Raw genomic sequence first — 24,675 nt, 5'->3', positions numbered from 1 at the left:
TCCGGGCGCGTGCAGACCAATGCCACGCCCGGTCCCCCCAAATTCAGACGAGAGGACAGACCCATGACCAATCCCCAGATCGATTATGCCACAATGGCGGCTCAGTGGCGCGCGGAGCGCGAAACCACCTTGAAGGCATCCCGAACGGAGCTGCTCGCGCAACTACGTGCGCTTGGCATCAGCGAGGTCACTGCCGAATACGAAGGCTATGGCGACTCCGGCAATGTCGAGGATGTGACGGTGCAGCCTGCAGAGGTCAACCTGCCGGAGCCACTTGCCACAGAGGTTGGCGACTTCGCCTGGTCGCTCGCCTATCACCATCACCCGGGGTTCGAGAACAATGAGGGCGGCTATGGCACGCTGACTTGGGACATTGCAGCAGACAGCATCACGCTCGATCACGCGGACCGCTATGTCGAATGCTCGCACAGCTATGACGAGGGTCTTTGAGATGGCCCATCCGCTTCATCATGCCGAAAGCTCCGCCCGGAAATTCGGCGGGGTGCCGTCTGACTATCAGTCCATACATGACTGGTTCGATGCCTCGAAAGAGCACCTCGCGCTCTTTACGCACCGAGCCATGCGTCACCATGCCCAAGGCCTGTATGAGGCCGAACGTGTCTTCGGCCTGTCCCTGACCAATAGCGCAGGTCGGGACATTCCCGTGCGCTGGATCGGCGAGCAGCATATCCGTGAAGACTGCCAGGGCCGCATTCCGAGCATGGCGGACTGGCTGCGACGGATCCAGCCCGAGCCATGGATGGCCAATGGTCATATCGACCGGCATGCCGGCGATGAGCCCTGCGGCGACCCAAGGGTTGCCTGGGCCTCCGAGGTCGCAGCCGGACGAACGGTTCTTGGCCTGAAAGATTGGATGGCGGCGCGCGCGACGCAAGCCACGCGAAGCGCCTGACAGGTCTCGGCCGTTTGCCAAACAAATGCTGCATGGAAGCCCGGTTGGACGACCGGGCTGCTTGCGTCGTTTCCCCACCATTCTTCGTAAGGAGGTTCGCATGACACTCGAAGACATCAAGGCGGCCGTCGATGCCGGCCAGACCGTGCATTGGGCCAATACCGGCTACATTGTCCATAAGGACCGGCTCGGTCAGTACCTCATCACCTATGTGCCGAACGGTACCTGCATCGGTCTGACAGACCGGGGCGGGCACGGGTTGAACGGAAAAGAAACGGAGTTCTTCGTCGCGCAATCGAAGGACGCCGCAGAAAATCCGGGCAGCCAATCAAGACCAGACGGGCAGGGGAGGGGCGTAGCACCCGGAGGCGCGGGGGCATTCCCACTCGGACGGCAGCTCTGACCCTTGGGCGGGGCTGAAAGGAAAGCAGGCTTTCTGATTTGTGATCCCTCAAGGGGTCGAGAAAGCAATCCCGGATGCGTTGGCAAGAACGTCAGGCACCGGCCAATCCAAAAGGAACCATCCCATGTTCGCAGGAACCCTCACCCGCAATGTCGAGACCGCAGCCGCTCAGTACACCGGCATGATCCACTCGACGCGCTTTGACATCGCCATCCAGTTGGAAGCGCGGGCCAAGATGTCCGAACGCAGCCCGGATTTTGAAGTGACGGCAGTCAACAAATCAGGCCGCAAGGTGCGCATCGGCACGGCCTGGAACGAGACCGGCAATACCAGCGGCAACCCCTACATCTCGATGCAGATCGATGTCGGCCTCGGCCCGTTCCGAGCCAACGCGGTGCAGACGAAAGAAGCGCGCGCGACCCAAAGCGGGGAGTTCGAGATCATCCCGCTGGTCTCGAACGGCCTGATGAAATCCGGCTCGATCTCGGGCGAGCTCACCGCCATGGACGCCGACAACGCCTTCACCGGCTACATCGCCAACATGATGTTCGATCTGGAGTTCATGCTGATCGAGAATAGCTACAAATCCGAGGAGACCCATCCCGATTACCGCATCGAGGTCAGCTCGCCCCGGGGCGCACCGATCCGCGTCGGCTCGGCCTGGATGGCGAAAAGCAGCCGCACGGGCAATGACTACCTTTCGTTGCTGATCAACACGCCCGATGGCGATCTGCGCGTCAACGCCGTGCAGAACGAAGAACAGCGCGGCGGGCAGACCTTCTCGATCATCCCGTTCATCGACAGCGGTGAGCAGCCGCAGGACGCGGGCGTGGGGCTCTCGCTGGTCGCCTAATCGGCGCGCGAGGGGGAAATGATCTGAACCCAAAGGGGAGCCGTGGGACCACGGTTCCCCTTTTTCCATGTCCGTTTGCGTGAAGGACGCCACCTTCTTGAGATCAGGTGCAAATGCGGTACAATAATATATTGACGTAATATAGAGGGCGGGCGCGTGGCGGCTAGATCAGGGACGGTTCCATGGTTTGAGAGCTTTGATGTTGAGGCAGAGGTTGAAGATCTCCTCGCCCATATCGAGCGCTGCACCGGATTCGCGTTACCCGCCCGAAAGCGTGAAGTCATCATGACCCATGCAAGGGCGAAGCTCGACAGGACAAGGCAGGCATATCTAGACGCCAAGGCAGCAGGAAAGTCGGTGTCCACGTCGCGCCGCGCTTATCTGACCGACTTGCAGGACACGGTCTTCATGGCGATCCCGGAAGAGAACCTTGCGCGGATGCCGCTGAGCGAGCAGGTCCTGAACGACCCTTCGTTTTACGCGGACGCCATGCATAACGCCGCTGCGATCAGCGAAGATGAGCTTTTCATGGCGCTGTCCTCTTCGCTGAAAGACATGACAGTCCAAGACGCCCGCGCGTTCGTCTCGAAGCTTTGGCACGGCACGATTGACGACAATGCCCGCAAATACGCCGAAGCCCTGAAGCGCCCCGAGCGTGAAATCATGCCGCTGCGGCCAGGGAACACTGTGTAAGATCGAAGCCAATCTCTTGAGCCGTATCAAGGTTGGCCGCCTCAAACTCCCTTTCCCGGAAGTGGCACCCTGTGCAACGCGCGAAAGCCGTTGAAGGGCTTGCGGAGACGTCTACTATCGCCGCCATGATGAACTGGGATCACATGCGCGCTTTTTTACGGCGCGCTGTGGCGCTTGCCGCCTTTGTCGCCCTGCTATGGGCGGTCCAGGTCATCAATTGGATCACCGGCTACGGCCTGAACCCGGCGTTCGGGCTGATCCCGCGGTACTTCGGTGGGTTGGATGGCATCATCGCCATGCCCCTCCTGCATGGAAGCTTCGCGCACCTGATGGCCAATACGCCGCCGCTTTTGGTTATGGGTGGGCTTCTGGTGGCCACGACCACGCGGGCGTTGCTGGCCGTGAACGCCGTGGTGATCGGCTTCGGCGGCGGTCTTGTATGGCTATTCGGCGGCTCGGCCATCCATATTGGTGCGTCGGGACTTGTCTTTGGCTGGTTCGGCTTCCTCGTCGTGCGGGGCCTCGTGGATCGCTCACTGATCACTTTGAGCGCTGCACTGGTGGTCGGTGCGCTTTATGGCTCCATCCTCTGGGGCGTTCTTCCGGGCCAACCCGGCGTGTCGTGGGAAGCGCACCTCTTCGGTGCCATCGCCGGCGCGGTCGCTGCGTTCCTGATCCGAACGCATGTCCATGCGCCGCGCTTGGGCGGCGTCGATCTGGACTGAAGCAGTACACCCTACGTTGTCGGCCCAGACCTGACCTTCAATCGCTGATCTTATGCTGCAATGCAGCCCGCCACAGCGGCCATTCGCACATTGTGCAGCATATTTTTGTCAAATGCCCGCGATGCGGACCTTGATGGCATACACTCCATAGCGAGCAATGACCGCTCAGCAGTTCGAACCGGATCTCCGCTCAGCTGTCAAATGCCGCATCGTAGCTTTCCCCCGCCGGACATCGCGCAGAACTTCGGTCTGCCGGGCACCTTCCGAAAAATGTCATTTGGCATTGGCGTACCCACGGATCTTGCCAGTGAGAACCGTTCGTTAAGGATACTAATAATTCATTGGAAATGTTCTTCGCCAAGGTCTTCTCGGTGAAGGAGAAAATGGCGATGGCAGGATCGACAACGGTCAAATCCACAAAAGATAAATCACGCAGCGTCTTTACTGTTCCAACCACGAATTTGAAAGGAAAAAGACCACTGTTTCTAACATACACAAATGGTCCACTCTTACGGCTCGGTAAAAGTAATTTACTGATTGAAGGGATTATCCTCCTGCGGGAATAGGGTAAAACTTGATCACCTGTCGAGCTTAGAGCGAAAAAACCACTAACCGTCGCCCATGCCCGCTAACGATTCAAAAAGGATGTGAGATGTTCAAGACCACGGACAGGCTGAATTTCAGCGGGCAAGATCTGGATGTCATTGAGCGCGCTCTACAGGCTCAGTCGAAAATACTGTCGTTGCAGGCCCGCGCCGGTGACAATAGTGCACTTAGGCGGCTAAATGACGTAACTCGTATTCTGGCGCGCTTGGAGCGGGACCGCCCTGAGGCAATAGAAACCATCCATCGCCACAGAGGTTTCAACAGTATTTCGCGCGTTTTCTGTTGATCTTATTAGTTGAGTTGAACGTTTGCGAACTTCAGTCCCCCATCAGATTAACGACTTGGGCTTCTTTAAGAGTGTGATACCGCTTCCTAACAGTTAGCCAACAACCACCGAAGAGAAAGATAATAGAATGAAAGCGATCAAGTTTCAAAAACCCGGTGGTCCGGAAGTCATGCAGTACGAAGACATCAATCTTGATGCTCCGGAACAAGGTCAAGTGCGCCTGCGCCACACCGCTATCGGATTGAACTATCTTGATACATATTATCGCTCCGGTGCTTATCCATTGCCTTTGCCAAGCGGTTTGGGCTCTGAGGCCGCGGGCGTTGTCGAAGCGGTTGGCTCGGGCGTAACTTCGCTGAAAGTGGGCGATAGAGTTGCCTACGGTGCAGGGCCGATCGGGGCTTATTCTCAAGCACGCAACATGCCAGCCAACAGGCTTTCAAAACTACCAGACGCGATTAAAGACAATATTGCCGCCGCCATGATGCTAAAGGGCATGACTGCGCGATATCTGCTGCGCGAAACCTATAAGGTCAAAGCGGGCGATACGATCCTCTGGCATGCTGTGGCCGGTGGCGTTGGCCTGATCGCCGTGCAATGGGCAAAGCACCTCGGCGTACGGGTTATCGGTACCACAAGCACACCGGAGAAGGCGGCACTGGCCAAGTCTTTCGGGTGCGACGAGGTAATCGATTACACGCAGGAAAACGTGGCAGAACGGGTCCGTGACCTGACCGAAGGCAAGGGCGTGCCAGTTGTCTATGACGGTGTGGGCCAGGCCACGCTTAATGCATCGCTTGATAGTCTCAGCCCTTTTGGCACGCTGGTCAGCTTCGGCTCGGCCTCCGGGCCGGTGAAAGGATTTGATACAGGCGTCTTGGCGGCTAAGGGGTCGCTTTACCTCACACGCCCCTCGCTCAATACATATGTCGCCAGCGACGCAGCCTTACAGGCCAATGTGGCCGATCTGTTCGAGGTCGTCATTTCGGGCGCGGTCAAGATCGAGGTCAACCAGACCTATGCGCTGGGGGATGCCGTCAAGGCGCATCAGGATTTGGAAGGCCGTAAGACAACCGGCTCAACTGTGCTGTTGCCTTAGATAAACGCGTGAAAAAAATTACCCAAGATAGCTCCCACAAGGTCCCGTGCGACCCTAACCACTGCATTCAGGTGCGGGGCGCGCGTGTTCACAATCTAAAAAATATTGACGTCGATCTGCCCCGCAATGCGCTTGTTGTTTTTACGGGCATCTCCGGGTCTGGAAAATCCTCGCTGGCCTTTGGAACGCTGTTTGCGGAATCGCAGCGCCGCTTTCTCGACTCAGTGTCGCCCTATGCGCGGCGTTTAATTGATCAGGTCGGCGAGCCAGATGTAGATGCGATTGATGGGCTTCCGCCAGCGGTCGCCCTTCAACAACAGCGTGGAGCGCCGTCGGCAAGGTCCTCAGTCGGGAGCGTCACGACAATATCCAACGGCCTGCGGATGTTGTATTCAAGGGCAGGGGAATATCCGCCTGGTCTGCCAATACTTTATGCTGACGCGTTCTCGCCGAACACACCGGATGGTGCCTGTCCCCGCTGTCATGGCATTGGCCGCGTGTTCGAAGTGACTGAAAAGTTGCTGGTGCCCGATGATACCAAAACCATCCGCGAGCGTGCAGTTGCAGCATGGCCCCCCGCATGGGGCGGGCAAAACCTGCGCGACATCCTCGTTTCGCTCGGCCACGACATTGACATACCGTGGAAAGACCTTCCGCAGAACACTCGTGACTGGATATTGTTCACCGATGAGCAACCCGTAGAGCCTGTCTTTGCCGGCTTCAGTCCTGAAGAGGCGCGCACCGCACGAAGGCGCAATATGTCGCCCAGTTACATGGGGACCTTCACGAGTGCACAGCGCTACGTACTGCATTCGTTTGCAACGACCCAGAGCCATCGCACGAAAAAACGGGTCTCGCAGTTCATGCGGATTACCGAGTGCCCGGATTGTGAAGGCAAAAAGCTAAAGCGCGAGTCACTGTCGGTGAAATTTGCGGGGCTGGATATCGGAGAATTGTCGCAACTCACGCTGAGTGAGCTCGCTGCACGGCTGCGCGAGGCTGCCATTGCGGAAACGATGGCGCATGACCCGCACCCGGAAAAGGCGATTGTGGCGCACCGAATTACCACTGACATTCTGGCCCGAGTCGAAGCGCTTACCACCCTTGGTCTGGGCTATCTGTCACTTGAGCGGAGTACGCCAACTTTGTCTCCAGGCGAATTGCAACGCCTGCGCTTGGCGACGCAGATACGCTCGCAACTTTTCGGAGTGATCTATGTTCTGGATGAGCCGTCGGCTGGGCTGCATCCGGCTGATACGCAAGCATTGCTGGGCGCGCTGGACGAGCTCAAAGGCGCTGGCAACTCGCTCTTTGTTGTCGAACACGATGACAGCGTCATTCGTCATGCCGACTGGATTGTGGAGATCGGACCCGATGCTGGCACTCATGGTGGCGAAGTCGTCTACAATGGCCCGATAGAGGGCCTACGCGACGTGAAGGCGTCACATACTGGGCGCTATCTGTTTTCGCCAGATGCCTCTGCAGATCGGATGCCGCGGCATCCTACAGCCTGGCTAAAGCTGGCAGGGGTCGAACGCAACAATCTCCGGGGGCTGGATGTCGAGTTTCCCTTAGGCATCTTAACAACAGTCACCGGTGTATCGGGTTCGGGAAAATCGAGCCTTGTGAGTCAAGCCCTCGTCGAGCTCGTCGGCGAAGCTTTGGGGCAAGAAAAGCACATCGAAAACCCCAGTGATGAGGCTGGGCTGCTGGAGCAGGAGCTGGAGGCAGCTACCGAAGGTAAGATTTTGGACGGCATGCAACATGTTCGGCGGCTTGTTACCGTCGACCAAAAACCAATTGGCCGCACGCCACGCTCCAACCTTGCCACATACACGGGGTTGTTTGACCATGTTCGCAGATTGTTCGCGGCGACGCGAGAAGCAAAAGCGCGCCGCTACGATGCAGGACGTTTTTCGTTCAATGTCGCAAAAGGCCGCTGTCCGAATTGTGGCGGAGCGGGATTTGTCAGCGTGGAACTGCTATTCCTCCCCAGCGTCTACGCGCCATGTCCAGTGTGTCAGGGGCAGCGCTACAATGCGAAGACGCTGGAGATTACCTACCGCGACAAAAACGTTGCCGAAGTCCTGAACCTGACGGTCGAGATGGCACACGACTTTTTCTCCGAAGAACCTCCGGTTCTACGCGCCATTGAGGCGTTGCTGCAGGTTGGTCTGGGGTATCTGCGGTTAGGTCAGCCGGCAACCGAGCTTTCGGGCGGCGAAGCACAAAGGATTAAGCTCGCAACGGAGCTGCAGCGCGCCGGGCGTAGTGGCACCCTCTATATTCTGGATGAGCCAACAACCGGCCTGCATCCCGCAGATGTGACATTGCTTATGAAACAATTGAATGGCTTAGTTGACGCAGGCAACTCCGTCATCATGGTTGAGCACAATATGCTGGTGGCCAGAAGCAGCGATTGGATTATCGACATTGGCCCCGGCGCAGGCGACGAAGGGGGTGCTGTTGTTGCACAAGGCTCTCCTGCGAAAGTTGCAGCGTCGAAGGACAGTCGAACAGCGCCATTTTTGCTCAGGTAAAGCTCGCCGATAATCAAAGCCTCGCAGAGCCTCAGGATTGAGACGTTCGGTATCAGAAACCCATGAAACTGTCTGCCATCAGGACAATATCATAACGGGAGATACGGCGCCCCCGATGATCTTATCAGCTAAAGTGGTCATTTAAGCTTGCCGAGGACGCCAATATCATCAGGGTTGGAACCGGGGTCCAGCATCCGGCAATCATCCCGCGCTTCTTGCTGCGGAATGTTTGCTTTCTGTTGATCCCCGATTTCGTCGCAAGGAAGCCCGCTACTTAGGCAGGTTCGGGCCAAACAAACTCTGGACGCAGGCTGTCATAAACCGGCCGACCGTCCGTTGGCTTGGCGTAGCCTTTCGATGTGTCGTAGAAGGCGTGATAAGTGGCTTCCGGGAATGAGGCTTCTTCATAGCCCATCACGTTGGGCACCGCGACGCGGATCCGCTTTTGCTTATCATCAAGCATCAGCGCAGCCCCGCAATCAGCACAGGTGCAAAGTTCGAGCGGGCCGTCCGGATTGTCCTTGTTAAACGGCTGCCTGTTCATTTTTTCAGGGTGGTCAACCGGTAATCCCCCCATTTTTAATGGGGTCCAGCCGTAGAATTCAGGCGGCTGTTTTCAGTTTCATGGCGGGTGTCATGCCGCCGATACCCATGTTGGGTCGCTCGTTGTTGTAAGTCCAGAGCCATTCAGTTGCTTGGTCTTGTGCCTCCTCGATGGTTTCGAAGATGTATTGCCCAAGCCATTCGCCGCGAACGGTGCGGTTGTAGCGTTCAATGTAGGCATTTTGTTGTGGCTTGCCTGGCTGGATGTATTCCAGTCGAACATTGCGTTTTTCGGCCCATTCCATCAGCTTACCACTAATATATTCTGGGCCATTATCGACGCGAATTGTCTGCGGTTGACCGCGCCATTCGATGATCTGGTTTAAGCTTCTGACCACTCTCTCTGCGGGCAGCGAGAAGTCCACTTCGATGCATAGGCCCTCACGATTGAAGTCATCCAGCACGTTCAATGTCCTGATCGAGCGCCCATCTGCCAGCTGATCCGCCATGAAATCCATCGACCATGTCTCATTGGGCTTATCAGGCACAGACAGGGGTTCCGGCTTGTCCCGCTTCAAGCGTTTCTTGGGCTTGATACGCAGGTTTAGCTCCAGCTCGCAGTAGATCCGATAGACCCGCTTGTGGTTCCAGCCGTAACCCTGGACGTTGCGCAGATACAGAAAGCACAGGCCGAAGCCCCAGTTGCGCTTGTTTGCTGTCAGACGTTCCAGCCAATCGGCGATCTCTTCATTCTCGTCGCTCATTACAGGGCTGTATCTGTAGCAGGTCTCGCTGATCTCGAACGCCCGGCACGCCGACGCGATGCTTACGCCGTGTCGTGCGACCGCATTCATGGCCATCTCTCGTCGCAGAGACGGCCTTAACGCTTTTTTCCAAGGGCTTCCTTCAGCAGATCATTTTGCATGCTCATCTCGGCATACATGCGCTTCAGACGACGGTTCTCTTCCGCCATATCCTTCATCTCGGACATCAAGGACGCGTCCATGCCGCCAAACTTAGCGCGCCACTTATAGAAACTGGCGCTGCTCATGCCATGCTCACGGCACAGCTCAGAGACCGGCACACCGCCCTCCGCCTGCTTCAACACTGCCATGATTTGCGCGTCGCTGTATCGTCCGTTCTTCATCGTAAATCTCCTCAGATATCTTGCCGAGAAAATTCTACTTTTGAACACCGCTAATTTTGGGGGGGATTACCAACCGACAGGTCGTCGTGTTTGAAAAAGGCCACATGGGTGGTTTGTTGCCCGGTCACACCTTTACAGACATTGCAATGACAGACGTGGTTATCGATCGGCTCTGATGTTGCTTTTACCTTAACGTGGTCACAACCACCGGTATAGGAACTGGTCATAGTATCGTCTCATTTTGCGCGTATCCTCTTGGAACACTGCTAAGTTGAACACAGATTGCGACAGAAACCGTCGTGATGGCGTCTGTCGGTGGCAGATGCAGTTTGAAATTATCCACACTCTGTAGCCCTGAATCTCAGCTACAAATTCTCGAGAGGTTGAAACTCTCTCGACGTGAATTCTTGAGGGTGGGTCAGATTGAAATCTGAACCACCGCGTAAACGATGACCGCTGCGGCAAACGCCAAAAACGAAGAAGGATGTTCTCTCGAAAACTCCTCTTCAAGCACTACCAGAACAATACCGCCGGCGAGAAACGACAGTAGCAGCGTGACCAAAACCGGCGAAATGACGGTAGTGGCCCCAACAACCCAGCCCACAAGAATCGCGACTGTAAGAGCCCATCTACCGATCCGCTGATAGACCCCCTTGTGGATCGCCATCATTCGATAGTCTACGACCAGAAAATGAACCGCCATTGAGAGTACAAAAATCACGAGCGAGACCGGATTGTTCATTTGCACAATCAGGTAGCCGATGACGGCCTTGTAAAAGGCGTAAGACGCAAGGTGAATCCAGACCCTAAGGCCGGTCGTTTGCTGTTCGGTGTGAGTGCCAATTGCTTCAATTGGCCTTTCGACCAGGCGCTCCATTCCATAAAACGCGACGAGGCCAATCAGCAGCGGCAGAAATGGGCTATGCTTAAGGATGTCCGTGGCGTAGCCCAACGTTTCTGGAAAAGCAGCGGTCCCATCAACAATTTTTGGCAACAGACCTAAAAAGACGTAGCTGATGGAGATGCCGTCAGCAAACGACAGCCAGTATTTCTGCGGCAGATCACGCTTCCACCGCAGCATATCTGCGAGCACGTGAACCAAGCTGAGAAACACAACCGATGCAAGTGAAAGCCCAATCAGCGTAATATTGTTCATGTTTTTATCCTCTCAGTTGCTAAGGGTCCGTGCTACCGAAGTTGATAGAAATACTGCCCCGATTTACGTGCTCAAATGCTTTGCGTGGAAGCGCAGGTGGTCTTCGATAAAGCTCGCAATGAAGTAATAGCTGTGATCGTAGCCCTCTCGCCTGTTCAGCGTTAAAGGATAGCCGCTGGTCTTTGACGCAGTTTCCAGCGTTTCGGGCTGGAGTTGCTCAACAAGAAACTTGTCCGCCTCGCCCTGATCCACCAGCGCTGGAACCGCGCCTTGTGCTTTTCGCATCAAGATGCTGGCGTCATAATCCGACCAAGAGCTCTGATCCTTGCCCAAATATGCGGTAAAGGCTTTCTGCCCCCAAGGCGCGTTGACCGGGTTGCCGATCGGGCTAAACGCCGAGACGGATCTGAACCGCTCTGGATTGCGTAGCGCCAGCACCAGCGCGCCATGTCCGCCCATGGAATGGCCGGAGATCGAGCGTTCAGCGGTAACTGGAAAGGTCTCTTGAATCAGATCCGGCAGTTCATTCAGCACATAGTCATACATCCGATAGTGGCGGTTCCAAGGTGCCTGCGTCGCGTTAACGTAGAACCCCGCACCCTGACCAAGGTCATAGCCCTCATCATCTGCGACATCCGCGCCGCGCGGGCTGGTGTCGGGGGCGACAATCGCGATCCCAAGTTCTGCAGCCATCCGCTGTGCCGCGGCTTTCTGCATGAAGTTCTCGTCGGTACAGGTTAACCCGGAGAGCCAATAAAGTACCGGCACTTTCTGCCCATTGGCGGTCTGCGGTGGGAGGTAAATTGCGAACCGCATGTCGCAGCTTAGCGTGGATGATTGATGGATATAGTGCTTGGTCCAGCCCCCAAAGCCCTTGTTAGCGCTTGTGATTTCAAGTGACATATCGTTTCTTTCTTTCGAATATTGAAGTCGATCCGCAGTGGCCGAGAGTGCCTTTGCGAAGTATTGAAGGCCCGGATCGCGCTTTAGTGGCACCGGGCCAATTGGGATCTGCTACATACTCACGGGAGTGCTAAGCTTATGCGTAGATTGTGTGGCGTCAGGTGAAGTCAGGATCCGCGCCGCTCGGCCGCGGGTGACCCAGGCCCAAGTCCAGTTGAGATAGACCGCGCCACGGCTGCGGAAATCAATTAGCAGCATAAGGTGCACGAGCGACCAAGCAAGCCATGCCGGAAAACCGTTTAGACGAATCCAGCCGAAGTCGGCCACCGCCTTGGCGCGGCCAATTACTGCCATGGTGCCCCAGTTACGGTAACGGAAAGCGCGTGGCGCGCTCCGCCGCTTGATCCGCGCGGCAATCACCTTTGCGACATATCGGCCTTGCTGTTTGGCGACGGGGGCGAGACCCGGCAGGGTGTTACCATCAGAGCCAGTATAGCTGGCCAGATCACCGATTGCGAAGATCTCGGGGTGATTGGCAATTGCGCAATCTGGACCTACGATGATCGCTTTGTTGCGAGCTGTTGCCGCGCCTATCCACGCCCCAGCCGGACGTGCTTGGGTGCCAGCACACCAGATGACATTGGCGCTGGCAATAGGTGAACCGTCTACAACCAGTCCATGCGCATCGATATGTTCAACCGCCTTGCCAAGCAGCACTTCAACGCCAAGTTCTCGGAGGGCTTCCAGTGCCACCTGTGACTGGCTGTTGCGGCAAGCACCGAGCAGGGTTGAACCAGCCTCTACCAGCAGGATGCGGACGTCCTCCTCGCTGATCCGGCGGAAATTGCCGGAGAGTGCGGTGCGTGCCAATTCGGCAATCGCACCGGCCATCTCGATTCCAGTCGGGCCACCGCCGACCAGGGCGAAAGTTAAGAGGCGGCGGATCTCTTCAGGATCATCACAGCGCTCGGCTACTTCGAACGCTGCGAGCAATCGCGCACGGATATGCAATGCATCATCGATAGATTTTAGCACCGGCGCATGGGCCGCCCAGGCGTCATTTCCGAAAAAGCTGTATTCGGCACCCGTGGCCAGAATCAGGAAATCATAGTGAATACTACCACTGTTCCGAGCTGTGACTTGGCGCTGTGCTGCATCGATTCCGGTGACCTCATCCATCACTACTGAGACGTTGGAAGTTTTGGAGAACATTACGCGGGTCGCCGAAGCAATATCGGCCGGAGAAAGTGCTGCAGTCGCCACCTGATAGAGCAGGGGTTGAAACAGATGGTGATTGCTGCGGTCGATCAAAAACACATCAGCTTCGGTTTTTTCCAAAGCTTTGGCCGCAGCAAGGCCACCGAAGCCGCCGCCAATAATGACCACGCGGGGCCGTTTGACCACCTGGTTAGCAGATAGGTTTTGATTTGCCGCTTCGCGCCCACTTTCAAAGGTATCGTTCATTTTGGTGAATGCTTGGTTCATGTTTTTCATTCCAGAATGGTTTTAGGAGCCGCGTCTGCACAGCAGGTGCAGCGGCATACCGATGAGGGGGCCGACAAATAGAATCAAACTGAGCACATATAGCCAATGAAAGGGTCAATGGCGCGTTCAAGGCTTGGACACTTGCAATACCGGCGCAGGCGCTTGCGCAGCGGCAGTGCCCCGGCCAGAGCCGGTGGAACGGCGCGCAGGTCTACGCAGCCGTTCCCTCGGTTTCGCTTACTTGTCGAAGTGGATCACAGTGCGAATGCTTTCGCCTGCATGCATCAGCTCGAAGGCTTTGTTGATGTCCTCAAGCCCCATGGTGTGGGTGATAAAGTCATTCAGCTTGAATTCACCCTTCAGGTAACGCTCGACGTAGTCAGGCAACTCGGACCGACCTTTAACACCGCCGAAAGCAGAGCCGCGCCAGACGCGACCCGTCACCAGCTGGAACGGACGGGTGGAGATTTCCTGCCCCGCGCCGGCCACGCCGATGACCACGGATTCACCCCAGCCCTTGTGGCAACATTCAAGCGCCGAGCGCATGACATTGACGTTGCCGATACATTCGAACGAATAATCAACGCCGCCATCCGTCATCTCGACGATCACGTCCTGAATGGGCCGATAATGGTCCTTTGGGTTGACGAAATCTGTCGCGCCCAGTTTGCGGGCCAGTTCAAATTTGCTCTCGTTGATGTCAATCACGATGATCCGGCTGGCCTTGGCCATCGTGGCACCAATCACGGCAGACAGGCCGATCCCGCCCATGCCGAAGATCGCGACAGTCGCACCTTCTTCGACCTTGGCGGTGTTCATCACCGCTCCCATGCCGGTGGTGACGCCGCACCCCAGCAGGCAGACTTCTTCCAACGGGGCTTCTGGGTTCACTTTGGCCAAGGAAATCTCGGGCAGCACAGTGTACTCAGAAAACGTCGAGCAGCCCATGTAGTGCAGAATCGGCTGGCCGTCCTTGAAGAACCGTGTGGTGCCGTCGGGCATCAGGCCCTTACCTTGGGTTTCGCGGATCTTTTGGCACAGGTTGGTTTTGCCGGATTTGCAGAACTTACACTCACCACATTCCGGCGTGTAAAGCGGGATCACATGGTCGCCCACGGCAACGCTGGTGACACCCTCGCCAATGGATTCCACAATGCCGCCGCCTTCATGGCCGAGGACAACCGGAAACAGTCCCTCGGGATCATCACCCGACAGAGTAAACGCATCCGTGTGGCAAACGCCGGACGCGATGATGCGCACGCGCACTTCGCCTTTTTGCGGGGGCATCACGTCGATCTCTTCAATCGAGAGCGGCTGGTTAGCAGCCCATGCGACTGCGGCTTTGGATTTGATCATTTCTGTCATGGCAACTCGCTTTGCTTTGAATTGGTGTGAACCCGCACGTCCAGCGGTGATAAAGGCAACATATACTATTTTCCCGCTGCGATAATCATAAACATTTGCAATTCTCTATTACGACAACGTAACAATGGCGGGCAAGATTATGGAGAATGGAGGCGTGAATGTTCGCTTGGGAAGGCGTGTCCGAGTTTGTCGCGGTCGCGGAAACGGCAAGCTTTACCGCCGCCGCCACCCGATTGGGGATCTCGACAGCGCAGGTCAGCCGTCAGATTGGCGCGCTGGAGCTACGACTGGCGGTTAAACTCTTTTATCGCACCACCCGTAAGGTCACGATCACCGACGCGGGGCAGATCTATTACAATCACTGCCGACAGGTTCTTGACGGGCTGGAAGAGGCCGAGCGCGCCATCTCGGACCTGCATCAAACGCCCAAAGGAAAGCTGAACCTGACCGCCCCGGTGACCTACGGCGAAAACCACATCGCGCCGCTGGTCAACGATTTTGTCAGCCGCTATCCCGAGCTTGAGGTCAACTTGACCCTGACCAACAAGATGCTCGATCTGGTCGCGGAGAGCTATGATCTCGCGATCCGTCTCGGCGCATTGGAAGACAGCACCATGATGGCAAAAAGATTGGCGTCGCGTACCCATTACGTCTGCGCCGCGCCCGATTATCTGGCAGTGCATGGGGTGCCGCATACCCTGTCAGAGCTGGAAAAACACAATTGTCTGCAAGGCACGCTGGGCTATTGGCGTTTTCAAGAACGCGGTAAGACCCGCCATATCCGAGTTAAGGGGAATATCAGTTGCAATAGCGGCTGGGCGCTGGTCGACGCGGCACGCAAGAGCATCGGTATCATTCAACTGCCCGATTATTACGTTCAGGCCGATCTGGAGACGGGGCGGCTGGTCTCTGTGCTTGACCCCTATCGCGCGCCGGATGATGGCATATGGGCAATCTATCCTCAGAACCGCCACCTGTCGCCCAAGGTGCGTTTGCTGTTGGACCATCTTGACCAAGGGTTAGGCACAAATAGCCCTGTATAAGCCTGCATTCGAAGAGAGAAATCAGATGATCGTTAGAGACCACCCGACTGCGCTGCAGCTATTCTTTGTCATGCAAGGGTCGATTGTGCCAAAAATCATCGGCAGGATCTTCGGCGTCGCGCTGTTGTCTGTGATTGTTCTTTTGGTCGATCAACACATCCAGACGCTGCCGCATATTTCAATTGGTGCGATGGGGATATTTGGCGTCGCGTTGTCGCTGTTTCTGGGGTTTCGCAACAACGCGGCCTATGACCGCTGGTGGGAGGCTCGCAAACTTTGGGGCTCGATGATCGCCGACGTGCGCAATCTGGGGCGGCATATGTGCGTTTTCGTCGGCAAGGGCGAAGACCGCGCGGGGTTCTTGTCCTGCGCCGTCGCCTTTGCCCATCTGCACCGGGGTTTCCTGCGGGGCGTGGATGTGAGGGCGGATATTGCGGGCTGGGTCGGCGAAGATAAAGCCGACGCGATGATTGCACGGAAAAATCCCGCCGATGCAGCGTTGCGGGCGATGGCCGAACAGATTGGCACCCTGGTTGAAAAAGAGGCGGTCAGCGGCTTTGGCCAAATGACCATCTCGCACACCTTGTCGTCCTTGGCGCTGGCACAAGCGGGATGTGAGCGCATTGTGACAACGCCGCTGCCCTTCGTTTATTCATTGCTGGTGCGCCGAACCACCTATCTTTATTGCTGGCTCCTGCCGTTCGCATTGATCGAAGCCACAAGCTGGTTTGCCCCAATTTTCACGGCCATCGTCGCCTATGTTTTTTTTGGTCTTCAAGCAGTGACCAACGAGCTGGAGCTGCCATTCCGCAATGTTGAGAACGGGCTGCCCTTGGATACGATGTGCCGGGTGATTGAAATCTCGGTCTGCGAAGCGCTGGACCGTACGCCGCCTGCCGCCCTGTCCCCGAAAAATCATATTTTGACTTAGATTTGGGACGAACGCACTGTTTGCAGAATGTGTGGTTCGCACCTAAATCATCCATACGATAGAAGTTCTCTATTGCACGAGTTATTGAGCAAGCTTGCAGCGAAGGTCAGCCTGGCGCTGGACAACTTAGGTCCCTGTGAGTTCGAAACGGCAAGGATTGAAAGGCAGCTTTCTATAGATGAAAGCCTCTGGATGCATCCGCAGCTAAGGTCCGGAATCCGCCCATCACGTCGAATGCCTGGACAAGCAATCCCTATAGTCGGCAGCGTAGTCCCTGCACATCAACCGTGGCCAGAGCCTTACGGCCTCCCCTGCTCGGCTGCGCGTGTCGCAGGGAAGAACGGCCCTTCGGTCCGTCGCGCATTCGGCCATTCGGCCTCACCGCGGCGTCGCGCTTGGCGTCCCGGTTTGCCCGCCTCGCGAGCACGTCCCTCCCCGGCCGCTCCGCCGGATTGCGCTCTGGTCTGTTTTGGCCCGAGGCCAAAACGATCCCGCCGCTCCATCCGTCTCCCGCGTCCGGTCGGGCCGTTTGCCTGCTCGGGTCGGGCAAACCTACCGTCAAAACACACACACATGAGTGCGGAAGCATATCCTCCGGATGGCCCCCAAATCAGCCCGCGTCAAGGATCGCAAAACTTTTCGGCGGGGGCGGAGCCTGTGGCACGGGATGGTCCCGTGCGTGTGGGCGCGCCTGTGTCGGGTGCTGCGCGTGGAAAACTTTTGCGCCCGGCAAGCCGGCGGCTGCGCCGTCCCTGACCCGGGCAGATTCGGAAACCAGGCATTCGGCCATGCCCCCACACTCACGTGGTGGCCTTGCAACCGAACACTGGAGACCAGACATGGCTTACGACACCGCAAACACCTACGAGACCATCGAGCTTTTCGGACTGACCGAGAAGGACGCGCAGCTGCCGATCCCGGAGGATCACATCCTGACCGACCGCATCATCCGCGAGAGCTTCGAGGCTTTGCTCGGGCAGCTGCGCGGGACCGGGCTTGAAGCCGAAATCGAACCGCTGGCCCATGGGCTCGCGACGATCCTGCAGCGCCGCAAGGTGGCACTCGGCAAGGAGGTCGACCGCACCGCCGACAAGATCGGCGCGCTGGCAAAATCCCACGACGGATCGGAGATCGCCGAGACCGCGATTGAGGAGGCGCAGGCGCGCTTTGTGCAGCTGCGCGAGATTGTCAGCGCCATCGAGGTGATGAGCGAGGCAGCGGCGGAATGCTACGAGATCGAGACGGGCCACGCCTTCATCCCGGCAGCCGGGTCGCGCGCAAGCGTCCGGGCGCAAGAGACCGGGGCGGTCTTCGAGGCGCGGCAGCTCCTGGAGCAGCACGACCGCGAAACCGCCGAGAAGTCGAAAGTCGAGGGGGTGCCCCTGATCGTCTCAGGCGCCACCGACTGGACCGATGTCGATGTGATCTTCAACACGCTCGACAAGGTTCGCGAACGGATCAAGCAGAACCGCAATCAGGAAATCTTCCTCTGCCACAAGGGTGGCAAGCACGGGGCGGAGATGATTGCGGCTCGGTGGGCCCGGGCACGCGGGGTCGCACAAGCGCGCTTCGATCCGCGCTGGTCCGCGCATGGGCGGGCGGCACCGTTCAAGTGCAACGACGAAATGCTGGACGACAAGTTCGCGGCGACGGGGGTTGTCCTCTTCGGCGGCAACGGGGTCGCGCTGAACCTCGGGCAGAAGGCGGAAGCGAAAGGTCTGACGGTCATGCGGGTTGCGGACCCGGCGAAGAAGGCGTCGCAGGATTGAAGAGAGGGGGTCGCGCTTGGCGCGGCCCTTTCGTCATGTCTCATGGCGCGTGCGATCGGTCACGCGTGATCGGCAGCTCGCGGCGTCCAGCACCGTTATCCCTCTACCCAGTCCGTCAGAGTGCGGCCCATCCGCATCGGTACGGGATGGGGATGGTGAGCCCATGACGCACATCGTCAGCAGCGCAAGACGCGAGGGGTCGAGACGTCGCACATGAGGCTGAAGACTTGCGCGTCCCTCGGGTGGTGTTTCGGAACATCGCATCCACGCGGGCGGGCTCCGTCAGCACCCCGGCCAGGCTCGGCGGGACGCGGACGCGGATGGTGGCGGCTGCGTGATGGCAAGGGTCATCCGGATCACTCCTTTTTGCTCATAGATGTGGATCGCACGGGGTCGGCCCGTCCGTGCCCTCCGCTCCCGCTTCGGCAAGCACAAATACGGCTTCCACGGCTGGCCGCGGACCCTCCGCATTTGCGCTTGCGACCGGGCCTCTTGCCCCCGTGCTGGATGATCCCCATCGCAACAAGGAGTAACCCAAATGACCAACCACTACGTCGCCACCGTCCCCGTCAAGTTCACCGACACCGATGGCCAGGAGCGCACCCGTTTTCAGCGCGTGGGTGCGATGTTCCGCAACACCCGCAACGGGGACGGCTCGGAGTTCTTCAGCCTCAAGCTCGACTTCCCGGTCGCGGTCTCGGAGCTGGTGATGTTCCCACCGAGCGCGAAAGATCCCCAGGACTAAATCCTCTGACGAGGATGGGCCGCCCCAGCACGATCTTGGGGCGGCCCGATCCCTGTTCCAGGGATGCCGGTCCCTGCGCGTTCAACGGACGCACTCCGCCCGGAATGATCAGGCCGCGACAGACCGGCCAGTCAGCCTCAAGGGGGCCATCCACAAAAACCTATCGGCCAGGGCCTCCCGGTTTTTGCGGCAGAGATTTGGCAAGCCAAATCTGGCCCTCCTTGACCCTGCCTGTCCGCCCTGTCGGTGGGGTTTGCGCCCGCCCGCGGTTCCGTCCGAACACATGCGTGTTCGGCCAGAGCCTCGGGCGGGGCTGGCGGACGGGACCCTTAGGGCAGGTGGGTCGCCCGGTGGTGAGGGCGGCAGAGCCGCGTCCCTGCGGGCCGCGGCGTGAAGCGGACACCAAGGCTGCCTGAGACTGAAAGCGACGGAAGTATATAATTGACATCTTGGTATATTATCGTAAGGTAGGGGCAGCCTTGGTGGAAGGTGGCAGGAAATAGGGGGTCTTTCTTCCGCATGTCCCGAACAAAACGCCTGACAGAGATCGAGAAGATGCAGATCGTCCGCGAGGCCGCGGAGGGTGTGTCGACGTCCGAGCTGGCTGCGCGGTTCGGTGTTACATCGCGCGCCGTGCGCTACGTCTTGAAAGCCGATGCCGAGCGCCAGACGGATGCCGCGATCCCGGTCTCAGCAGTCAGTGTGAAGGTCACGGCTGCGGAGCTTGCGGCGCTCGACGAGGTGCTGGCCGAGGCCGGAATCGAGAGCCGGGCCGAAGGGCTGCGGCGGCTGATCCAGGCAGCAGGCGGGGTGTTCGTTCCGGACGTGCAGATGGCGGCCGAGATGGCGCGCTACCGCGCCTCGCTGCACGAGGTCGGCAATGGGGTCGCGCAAATTGCCAAGCAGATGACGCAGGCCAACCGGCGGGGGCAGGGGGCCGTGGGGGGCACGAGTGCCGAGTTCACCGAATTGCGCCTCGCGCAGATGCGCGGGCTGGCGCGGTTCATTCTGGATTCCGCGGACGAGATCGATCTGCTCCTGCGCCGCCGTCGGGACGCGATGCAGCTGCAGGCCACGGCCGCGCTGAGGGAGTTTGCCCATGCGGCTGAATGATGCCGTCCATGCCGTCACGGGCGAGGTCTTTCGGGATGGCTGGAGCCGCGTCCGGGGCTCAATGCAGGGGCTGCACGTGGCCAAGCAGACCCAGCTTGTGCGCGCGGCAGCAGGGCATCGGCCAGCAGTCTTCAAGGCGATCCGGGGCGGGGGAACGTATACCAAATCGCAGCTCGCAAACCAGCTCGATTACCTCACCACCAAGTCCACCCATATCGTGGACAGTAGCGGGTTCCTGGATGGCAAGACGAAGCTCGAGGCGGGTGACATCAAGGATCTGACCGAGCGCTTTGCCAAGCGGTGGGATGCGGGCTTCAAGCCCAAGCTTGGGCAGACCACCCACATGCTCATGTCCTTCCCCATCGGCACGCGCGGGGAGGATGTGCGCGACATCGCGACGGACGTGGCCGAGCGGTTCTTCCAGACCGATAAGGGGCATTTCGACTACATCATCGCGGTGCATGAGGACCGCGATCACCCCCATGCGCATCTGGTGCTGAACCGCCGCTCGCAGGAAGGCGAGTTCTTCTTTCTGGGGCGCAACCATCGCTTCAACTATGACGACTTCCGCCTCGCCATGGTCGAGGAGGCCGAGAAGTACGGTGTGCGCCTGGAGGCCACGCGCCGGGTGGATCGCGGGGTTGTGCATTACCCCGCCCCTACCCGCGAGGTTTATGCGGCGAAAGAAGAGGGGCGCGCACCCCGCGAGCGCGAACGCGTGGGCGCCGACCTGACCCGGACGCTGGCGGAGATCGCCAACACCAAGACCGTCTACCATTCGCTTGCCGCAGAGGCCTCCCGGGAGGCCCGGGAAGACATCGCCGCGGCCCTCTTCCGCGCGGGCGAGGTGCTGGCGCATGGCGGACAGATGGACCGAACAGGAGATGTGTATATGGCCGAGGATCAAAGCTTCGAGGATCTGAGAAGCCTCTATGCCGAGAAGCTCGCGCGGGTGCAGGGCATGATCGCCGAGAAGTCTGACGCGGAACGTCCCGTGCTGGAAAAACGCCTCATCGAGATCCAGACGCAGGTTCAGCACATGCAGCCTCTCGGTTTGCGATCATCCACGCTGTCAGAGGCCCCCTCGGAGGGCGGGATCTATTCCGAAGCCAATATCGACACCAACCAGCGCGAGCGTCTGGCAGAGCCCGATCTGAGATCGCGCATTGAAGCGGCACTACGGGGCACGGGGATCAGCACATCCGAAGTGGTGGCCCGGATCGAGACCGGGGCCTCAAATGCAGCGCTCGAGCATCAATGGATCGCAGATGATCTCTCCAAAGTGGCCGAGGCGCGCGATCTGAACCTCGAACGCCGCGCTGATCTGGAACAGGCGCGCGACATTCTCAACGATGTGCATGTCGCGCTTGGTACGCTTTTGGAACGGGAGAACGTGCTGCGCCGGGATGGCGTCATGGAAGCGGAACCGGTCAGCGAGCGGTTCCATTATCATGAGGGCGCGGTGCGGGAGATGGAAGGGACAATCCGTCAGGAGATGCGCGCAGACGGCCTGACAGCGCAGCAGATCGAGGACCGGGACTGGGAGGTTGTCTCAAGGGCGGAGCGCCGGATCGAGACGGAGCAGCGCGCGTATCTCGAAGCACACCCGGACCTGCTCGCACGCCCAGGCGATGTGATCGACCGGTCTGAACCCTACAGGGAAACCATCACCGATGCGGCCCGCGCCAGCGAGATCACCCGCGAGGTCGACCGGATCATGGAGGGACGCGACCTCCGCACGCCCGTTGCAGATGCTGTCACGGATGACTTACGAGCGCGCTATCCGGACATGCCGTCCCACCTCGCCCGTGGTCTCGGCGCGACCTATGCGGCCGTCGTCGAGATACGCGACACGGAGGTCATCAATCAGGTCCGCCGCGAAACCGAGATGCGCGACGGGCTCGGGTCTGGCACGCGCGACGACATCCTCGCAGCCCGCGATGAAACGACGGCGCGGTTTGACCGTACAAACCGCCTTGCAGACGAGATTGCGCGTGTTCTGGAGCATGAGCGGGCGGGGGAGTTGTCCGCGCCTTTCGAGACTGCAGCGGAGCGGGACGCTTTCCGAACCGAGATCGCGCGGGTGCTTGATGACCGTCAACTTGAGCGGCTCACATCCGGCGATGCCGATGTGCTGGAACAGGTTCTCGAGGACCGCCTCGACCGGCTCTATGTCGCCAAGGTCTATCTGCAATCCGATGCAGCGACGGCCAACACGGAGGCCTTGCGCCAGGTGGTCGATGATCTTGCCGACACCGAATATGAAAAACACCGCGCGACAGATGTGAATGGCGAGACCGAGCGGGGTCAGGTCCATTGAGCGCCGCCATGGGAAAAGCGCGGATCGCCACGGGCGTCCTGCTTGTGACGCTGGTGACCGGGGCCATGGGCTATACCATCGCCTCGGCGGTGCTGACCTACCAGGATCTCGGCTTCGGGGCCGAGATCGACTTTGCATATATCGCGCAGAACTATCTGGCGATCCTGGACCGCCGCCCGGAGGACGCGCAACTTATTCACCTGATCATCGGCAGCTTCGCTGCCGCCGGCCTCATGCTGAGCCTCGCCCTGTCGGGGTCCGCCCTGACACGCTTTGGCCAGACCCATTGGCAGAGTGCGCGCGAGATGAAGGCCAATGGCTTCTTCGGGGCGCCAGGGACCGGGTTCATCCTCGGCAAGCTGGGGCCGCCGGGCTCCCGCGCCAATTACATTTGCTCCAAGGTCTTCCCCCACGCGCTGATCGTGGCCCCCACGGGCCGTGGCAAAACCACGGGCTTTGTCATTCCGAACCTGCTGACCTGGCAGGGCTCCGCCGTGACGCTCGATGTGAAGGGCGAATGCTTCGAGGCGACGGCCCGGCACCGCGCCGCCCAAGGCGACAAGGTCTATCGCTTTGCCCCCACCGATTGGGAGGGCAAGCGCACGCATCGCTACAACCCGCTCCTGCGCATCTATCAACTGAAAGATCCCGCGCGCCAGCAGATGGAACTGCAGCTTCTTGCGACGCTCTTCCTGCAGAGCGACAATGACCGGGTGGAGGGCCTCCTCAAGGGCGGGATCGATCTCTTCGTGGCGGCAGGCCTGCTGGCCTTCCAGCGCAAGCGCCCCACCTTGGGCGAGATCTATCGGATCGCGGCCTCGGGTGGGAACAAGCAGAAGGAATACTTCGCGCGCGGCCACGAGGTCGACAACAGAGCGGCCAAGCTGATCTTCACGCGGCTGGCCTCGACCAACAACGATACGCTGACCTCTTATGTTTCGCTCCTGATGACCTCGGGGCTGGACCAGTGGCAAAACCCCGCCATCGATGAGGCGACGGCGGTGTCGGACTTTGACTTCCGGACGATCCGCAAGAAGCCCTTTTCGGTCTATCTCGTGGTCCAGCCGCTGATGGTGAAGCCGCTCGCGCCGCTGATCCGGCTGTTCTTCTCTGATCTCCTCTCGGCCATGCAGGAAAAGGACCCCGGGCCGGATGAGCCGTGGCCCGTGATGATCATGCTCGACGAGTTCAATCGCCTCGGCAAGATGCCCATCGTGGTCGAGAGCATCGAGACCCTGCGCACCTATCGCGGGCATTTGGCCGTGGTCACGCAAACCATCCCCGCCCTCGATGAAATCTACGGCGAGAACACTCGTCGCGCCCTGCAAGGCAACGCGGGCGTGAAACTCTATCTCACGCCTTCGGATGAAAAAACCGTCGAAGAGCTGAGCAAGGCGGTTGGCAAGACCACGAAGACCGTCATCACGCGATCCCAGTCCATCGGCAAGAACCCCTTTGAAGGGCGCAGCCAGTCGACCCGGACCGAAGAAAGCTCCTTGCTCCCTGAAGACGAGGCGCGCCGCCTGCCGCTCGACGAGATCGTCATGGTGATCGATGCGCAGATGCCGGTCCGTGCAAAGCGGATTCAGTATTTTGACGACCGGCTGTTCAAAGCGATCCACGCGGCGCAGACGGGTGAATTGCCGTTTCCAGAGCCGGGGGGAGGGGGATCGCAAGGCACGCTGCCGCTGAGTGTGCGCGCCATGCCGATGACGCCGCCGTCGGATGGGCCAGGGGGAACAGAAGCCGATGTGGAGAGGGCGAGCCAGGCTGGCGATGGTCAACCGTCAGGCCAAGCCGACGCCGCTCCAAAGAAGACCGCGCCTGTCGTTCAAGCCGTCATCGCCGAGGAACAGCGCCAGATGGAGATGGATTTTGGCAGCGGCGTCGTGGATTCTGAAGCTGCGAGCGTAGCTGATGAGGCGCAGATACGCTCTGCAGTCGATGGCCTGGACGAAATGGAAGCGATGCTGCGAGAGGAGGATGGTGAAAGGCTGGTTGCGCGATAGGGTGGCGGACATCGCCTGTTTGTCGGGG

General features: G+C 58.9%; 22 protein-coding genes. 16 read left to right on the top strand and 6 right to left on the bottom strand.

Annotation, left to right across the window (positions count from 1 at the left end):
- The first annotated feature begins 63 nt into the window (after window positions 1-63).
- The 9 genes from VR71_RS14880 (at window position 64) to uvrA (ending at window position 8,118) form a co-directional block, all read left to right on the top strand.
- A complete protein-coding gene (locus VR71_RS14880; RefSeq protein ID WP_045685374.1) occupies window positions 64-450 on the top strand; it encodes a DUF6878 family protein in 387 nt (128 codons plus the stop codon).
- 1 nt (window position 451) lies between these two features.
- Window positions 452-913, top strand: coding sequence for a hypothetical protein (locus tag VR71_RS14875; RefSeq protein ID WP_045685371.1), 462 nt, complete (start codon window positions 452-454; stop codon window positions 911-913).
- Between the two features lie 100 nt (window positions 914-1,013).
- Entirely contained in the window at window positions 1,014-1,316 is a 303-nt protein-coding gene (locus VR71_RS14870; RefSeq protein ID WP_045685369.1) for a hypothetical protein, read from the top strand.
- 124 nt (window positions 1,317-1,440) lie between these two features.
- The gene (locus tag VR71_RS14865; RefSeq protein ID WP_045685367.1) at window positions 1,441-2,169 is read left to right on the top strand and encodes a DUF736 family protein; all 729 of its coding nucleotides are present in this window, start codon (window positions 1,441-1,443) and stop codon (window positions 2,167-2,169) included.
- 156 nt (window positions 2,170-2,325) lie between these two features.
- On the top strand, window positions 2,326-2,862 hold the full coding sequence (locus VR71_RS14860) for a hypothetical protein (protein WP_296430455.1): 537 nt from the start codon (window positions 2,326-2,328) through the stop codon (window positions 2,860-2,862).
- 143 nt (window positions 2,863-3,005) lie between these two features.
- Window positions 3,006-3,587: a rhomboid family intramembrane serine protease gene (locus tag VR71_RS14855; protein WP_045685494.1), complete on the top strand. Its 582-nt coding sequence runs from the start codon at window positions 3,006-3,008 to the stop codon at window positions 3,585-3,587.
- A gap of 652 nt (window positions 3,588-4,239) precedes the next feature.
- Window positions 4,240-4,479: a hypothetical protein gene (locus VR71_RS14850; RefSeq protein WP_045685362.1), complete on the top strand. Its 240-nt coding sequence runs from the start codon at window positions 4,240-4,242 to the stop codon at window positions 4,477-4,479.
- 127 nt (window positions 4,480-4,606) lie between these two features.
- Window positions 4,607-5,578 (top strand): quinone oxidoreductase, encoded by a 972-nt coding sequence (locus VR71_RS14845; protein WP_045685359.1) that lies wholly within the window; start codon window positions 4,607-4,609, stop codon window positions 5,576-5,578.
- A gap of 8 nt (window positions 5,579-5,586) precedes the next feature.
- Window positions 5,587-8,118, top strand: a complete 2,532-nt coding sequence (uvrA, locus tag VR71_RS14840; protein ID WP_045685357.1) for an excinuclease ABC subunit UvrA — start codon at window positions 5,587-5,589, stop codon at window positions 8,116-8,118.
- Window positions 8,119-8,392: 274 nt separating this feature from the next.
- On the opposite strand, the gene VR71_RS14835 is transcribed toward uvrA, so the two are convergent.
- The 6 genes from VR71_RS14835 to VR71_RS14805 all read right to left on the bottom strand — a co-directional run bounded on the left by VR71_RS14835 (window position 8,393) and on the right by VR71_RS14805 (window position 14,708).
- Entirely contained in the window at window positions 8,393-8,695 is a 303-nt protein-coding gene (locus VR71_RS14835; RefSeq protein WP_296430453.1) for a hypothetical protein, read from the bottom strand.
- Window positions 8,696-8,720: 25 nt separating this feature from the next.
- Window positions 8,721-9,808 (bottom strand): IS3-like element ISSusp2 family transposase gene (locus VR71_RS14830; protein ID WP_156785607.1). Its coding sequence is split into 2 segments (ribosomal slippage): window positions 8,721-9,547 and window positions 9,547-9,808, totalling 1,089 coding nucleotides; the frame shifts between segments, so codons are not numbered across the junction.
- A gap of 418 nt (window positions 9,809-10,226) precedes the next feature.
- Window positions 10,227-10,964 carry a hypothetical protein gene (locus VR71_RS14820; protein WP_045685336.1) on the bottom strand — a complete coding sequence of 246 codons (738 nt, stop codon included), beginning with the start codon at window positions 10,962-10,964 and terminating at the stop codon, window positions 10,227-10,229.
- Between the two features lie 63 nt (window positions 10,965-11,027).
- On the bottom strand, window positions 11,028-11,867 hold the full coding sequence (gene fghA, locus VR71_RS14815; RefSeq protein ID WP_045685332.1) for an S-formylglutathione hydrolase: 840 nt from the start codon (window positions 11,865-11,867) through the stop codon (window positions 11,028-11,030).
- A gap of 111 nt (window positions 11,868-11,978) precedes the next feature.
- The gene (locus VR71_RS14810) at window positions 11,979-13,352 is read right to left on the bottom strand and encodes an NAD(P)/FAD-dependent oxidoreductase (RefSeq protein WP_218145683.1); all 1,374 of its coding nucleotides are present in this window, start codon (window positions 13,350-13,352) and stop codon (window positions 11,979-11,981) included.
- A 237-nt stretch (window positions 13,353-13,589) separates the two neighbouring features.
- Window positions 13,590-14,708, bottom strand: coding sequence for an S-(hydroxymethyl)glutathione dehydrogenase/class III alcohol dehydrogenase (locus VR71_RS14805; RefSeq protein WP_367118660.1), 1,119 nt, complete (start codon window positions 14,706-14,708; stop codon window positions 13,590-13,592).
- Window positions 14,709-14,875: 167 nt separating this feature from the next.
- Here VR71_RS14805 and VR71_RS14800 point away from each other — a divergent pair, with 167 nt between their 5' ends.
- The 7 genes from VR71_RS14800 (at window position 14,876) to VR71_RS14770 (ending at window position 24,647) form a co-directional block, all read left to right on the top strand.
- Window positions 14,876-15,760 carry a LysR substrate-binding domain-containing protein gene (locus tag VR71_RS14800; RefSeq protein WP_045685328.1) on the top strand — a complete coding sequence of 295 codons (885 nt, stop codon included), beginning with the start codon at window positions 14,876-14,878 and terminating at the stop codon, window positions 15,758-15,760.
- Window positions 15,761-15,785: 25 nt separating this feature from the next.
- On the top strand, window positions 15,786-16,691 hold the full coding sequence (locus VR71_RS14795; protein ID WP_045685327.1) for a bestrophin family protein: 906 nt from the start codon (window positions 15,786-15,788) through the stop codon (window positions 16,689-16,691).
- Between the two features lie 839 nt (window positions 16,692-17,530).
- Entirely contained in the window at window positions 17,531-18,460 is a 930-nt protein-coding gene (locus VR71_RS14790) for a DUF2493 domain-containing protein (RefSeq protein WP_045685324.1), read from the top strand.
- 538 nt (window positions 18,461-18,998) lie between these two features.
- The gene (locus VR71_RS14785; RefSeq protein ID WP_007120662.1) at window positions 18,999-19,205 is read left to right on the top strand and encodes a hypothetical protein; all 207 of its coding nucleotides are present in this window, start codon (window positions 18,999-19,001) and stop codon (window positions 19,203-19,205) included.
- Window positions 19,206-19,724: 519 nt separating this feature from the next.
- Window positions 19,725-20,318, top strand: coding sequence for a helix-turn-helix domain-containing protein (locus VR71_RS14780; RefSeq protein ID WP_045685318.1), 594 nt, complete (start codon window positions 19,725-19,727; stop codon window positions 20,316-20,318).
- A complete protein-coding gene (locus VR71_RS14775) occupies window positions 20,305-22,638 on the top strand; it encodes a relaxase/mobilization nuclease domain-containing protein (RefSeq protein WP_045685315.1) in 2,334 nt (777 codons plus the stop codon). The genes VR71_RS14780 and VR71_RS14775 overlap by 14 nt, the downstream gene beginning before the upstream one ends.
- Before the next feature lie 8 nt (window positions 22,639-22,646).
- Window positions 22,647-24,647 (top strand): type IV secretory system conjugative DNA transfer family protein, encoded by a 2,001-nt coding sequence (locus VR71_RS14770; RefSeq protein WP_045685313.1) that lies wholly within the window; start codon window positions 22,647-22,649, stop codon window positions 24,645-24,647.
- Window positions 24,648-24,675: the final 28 nt, after the last annotated feature.

It is taken from the genome of Roseovarius sp. BRH_c41, from assembly GCF_000961715.1.
Classification (GTDB): Bacteria; Pseudomonadota; Alphaproteobacteria; order Rhodobacterales; family Rhodobacteraceae; genus Roseovarius.
This window is presented reverse-complemented; position numbering and strand designations above follow the sequence as displayed.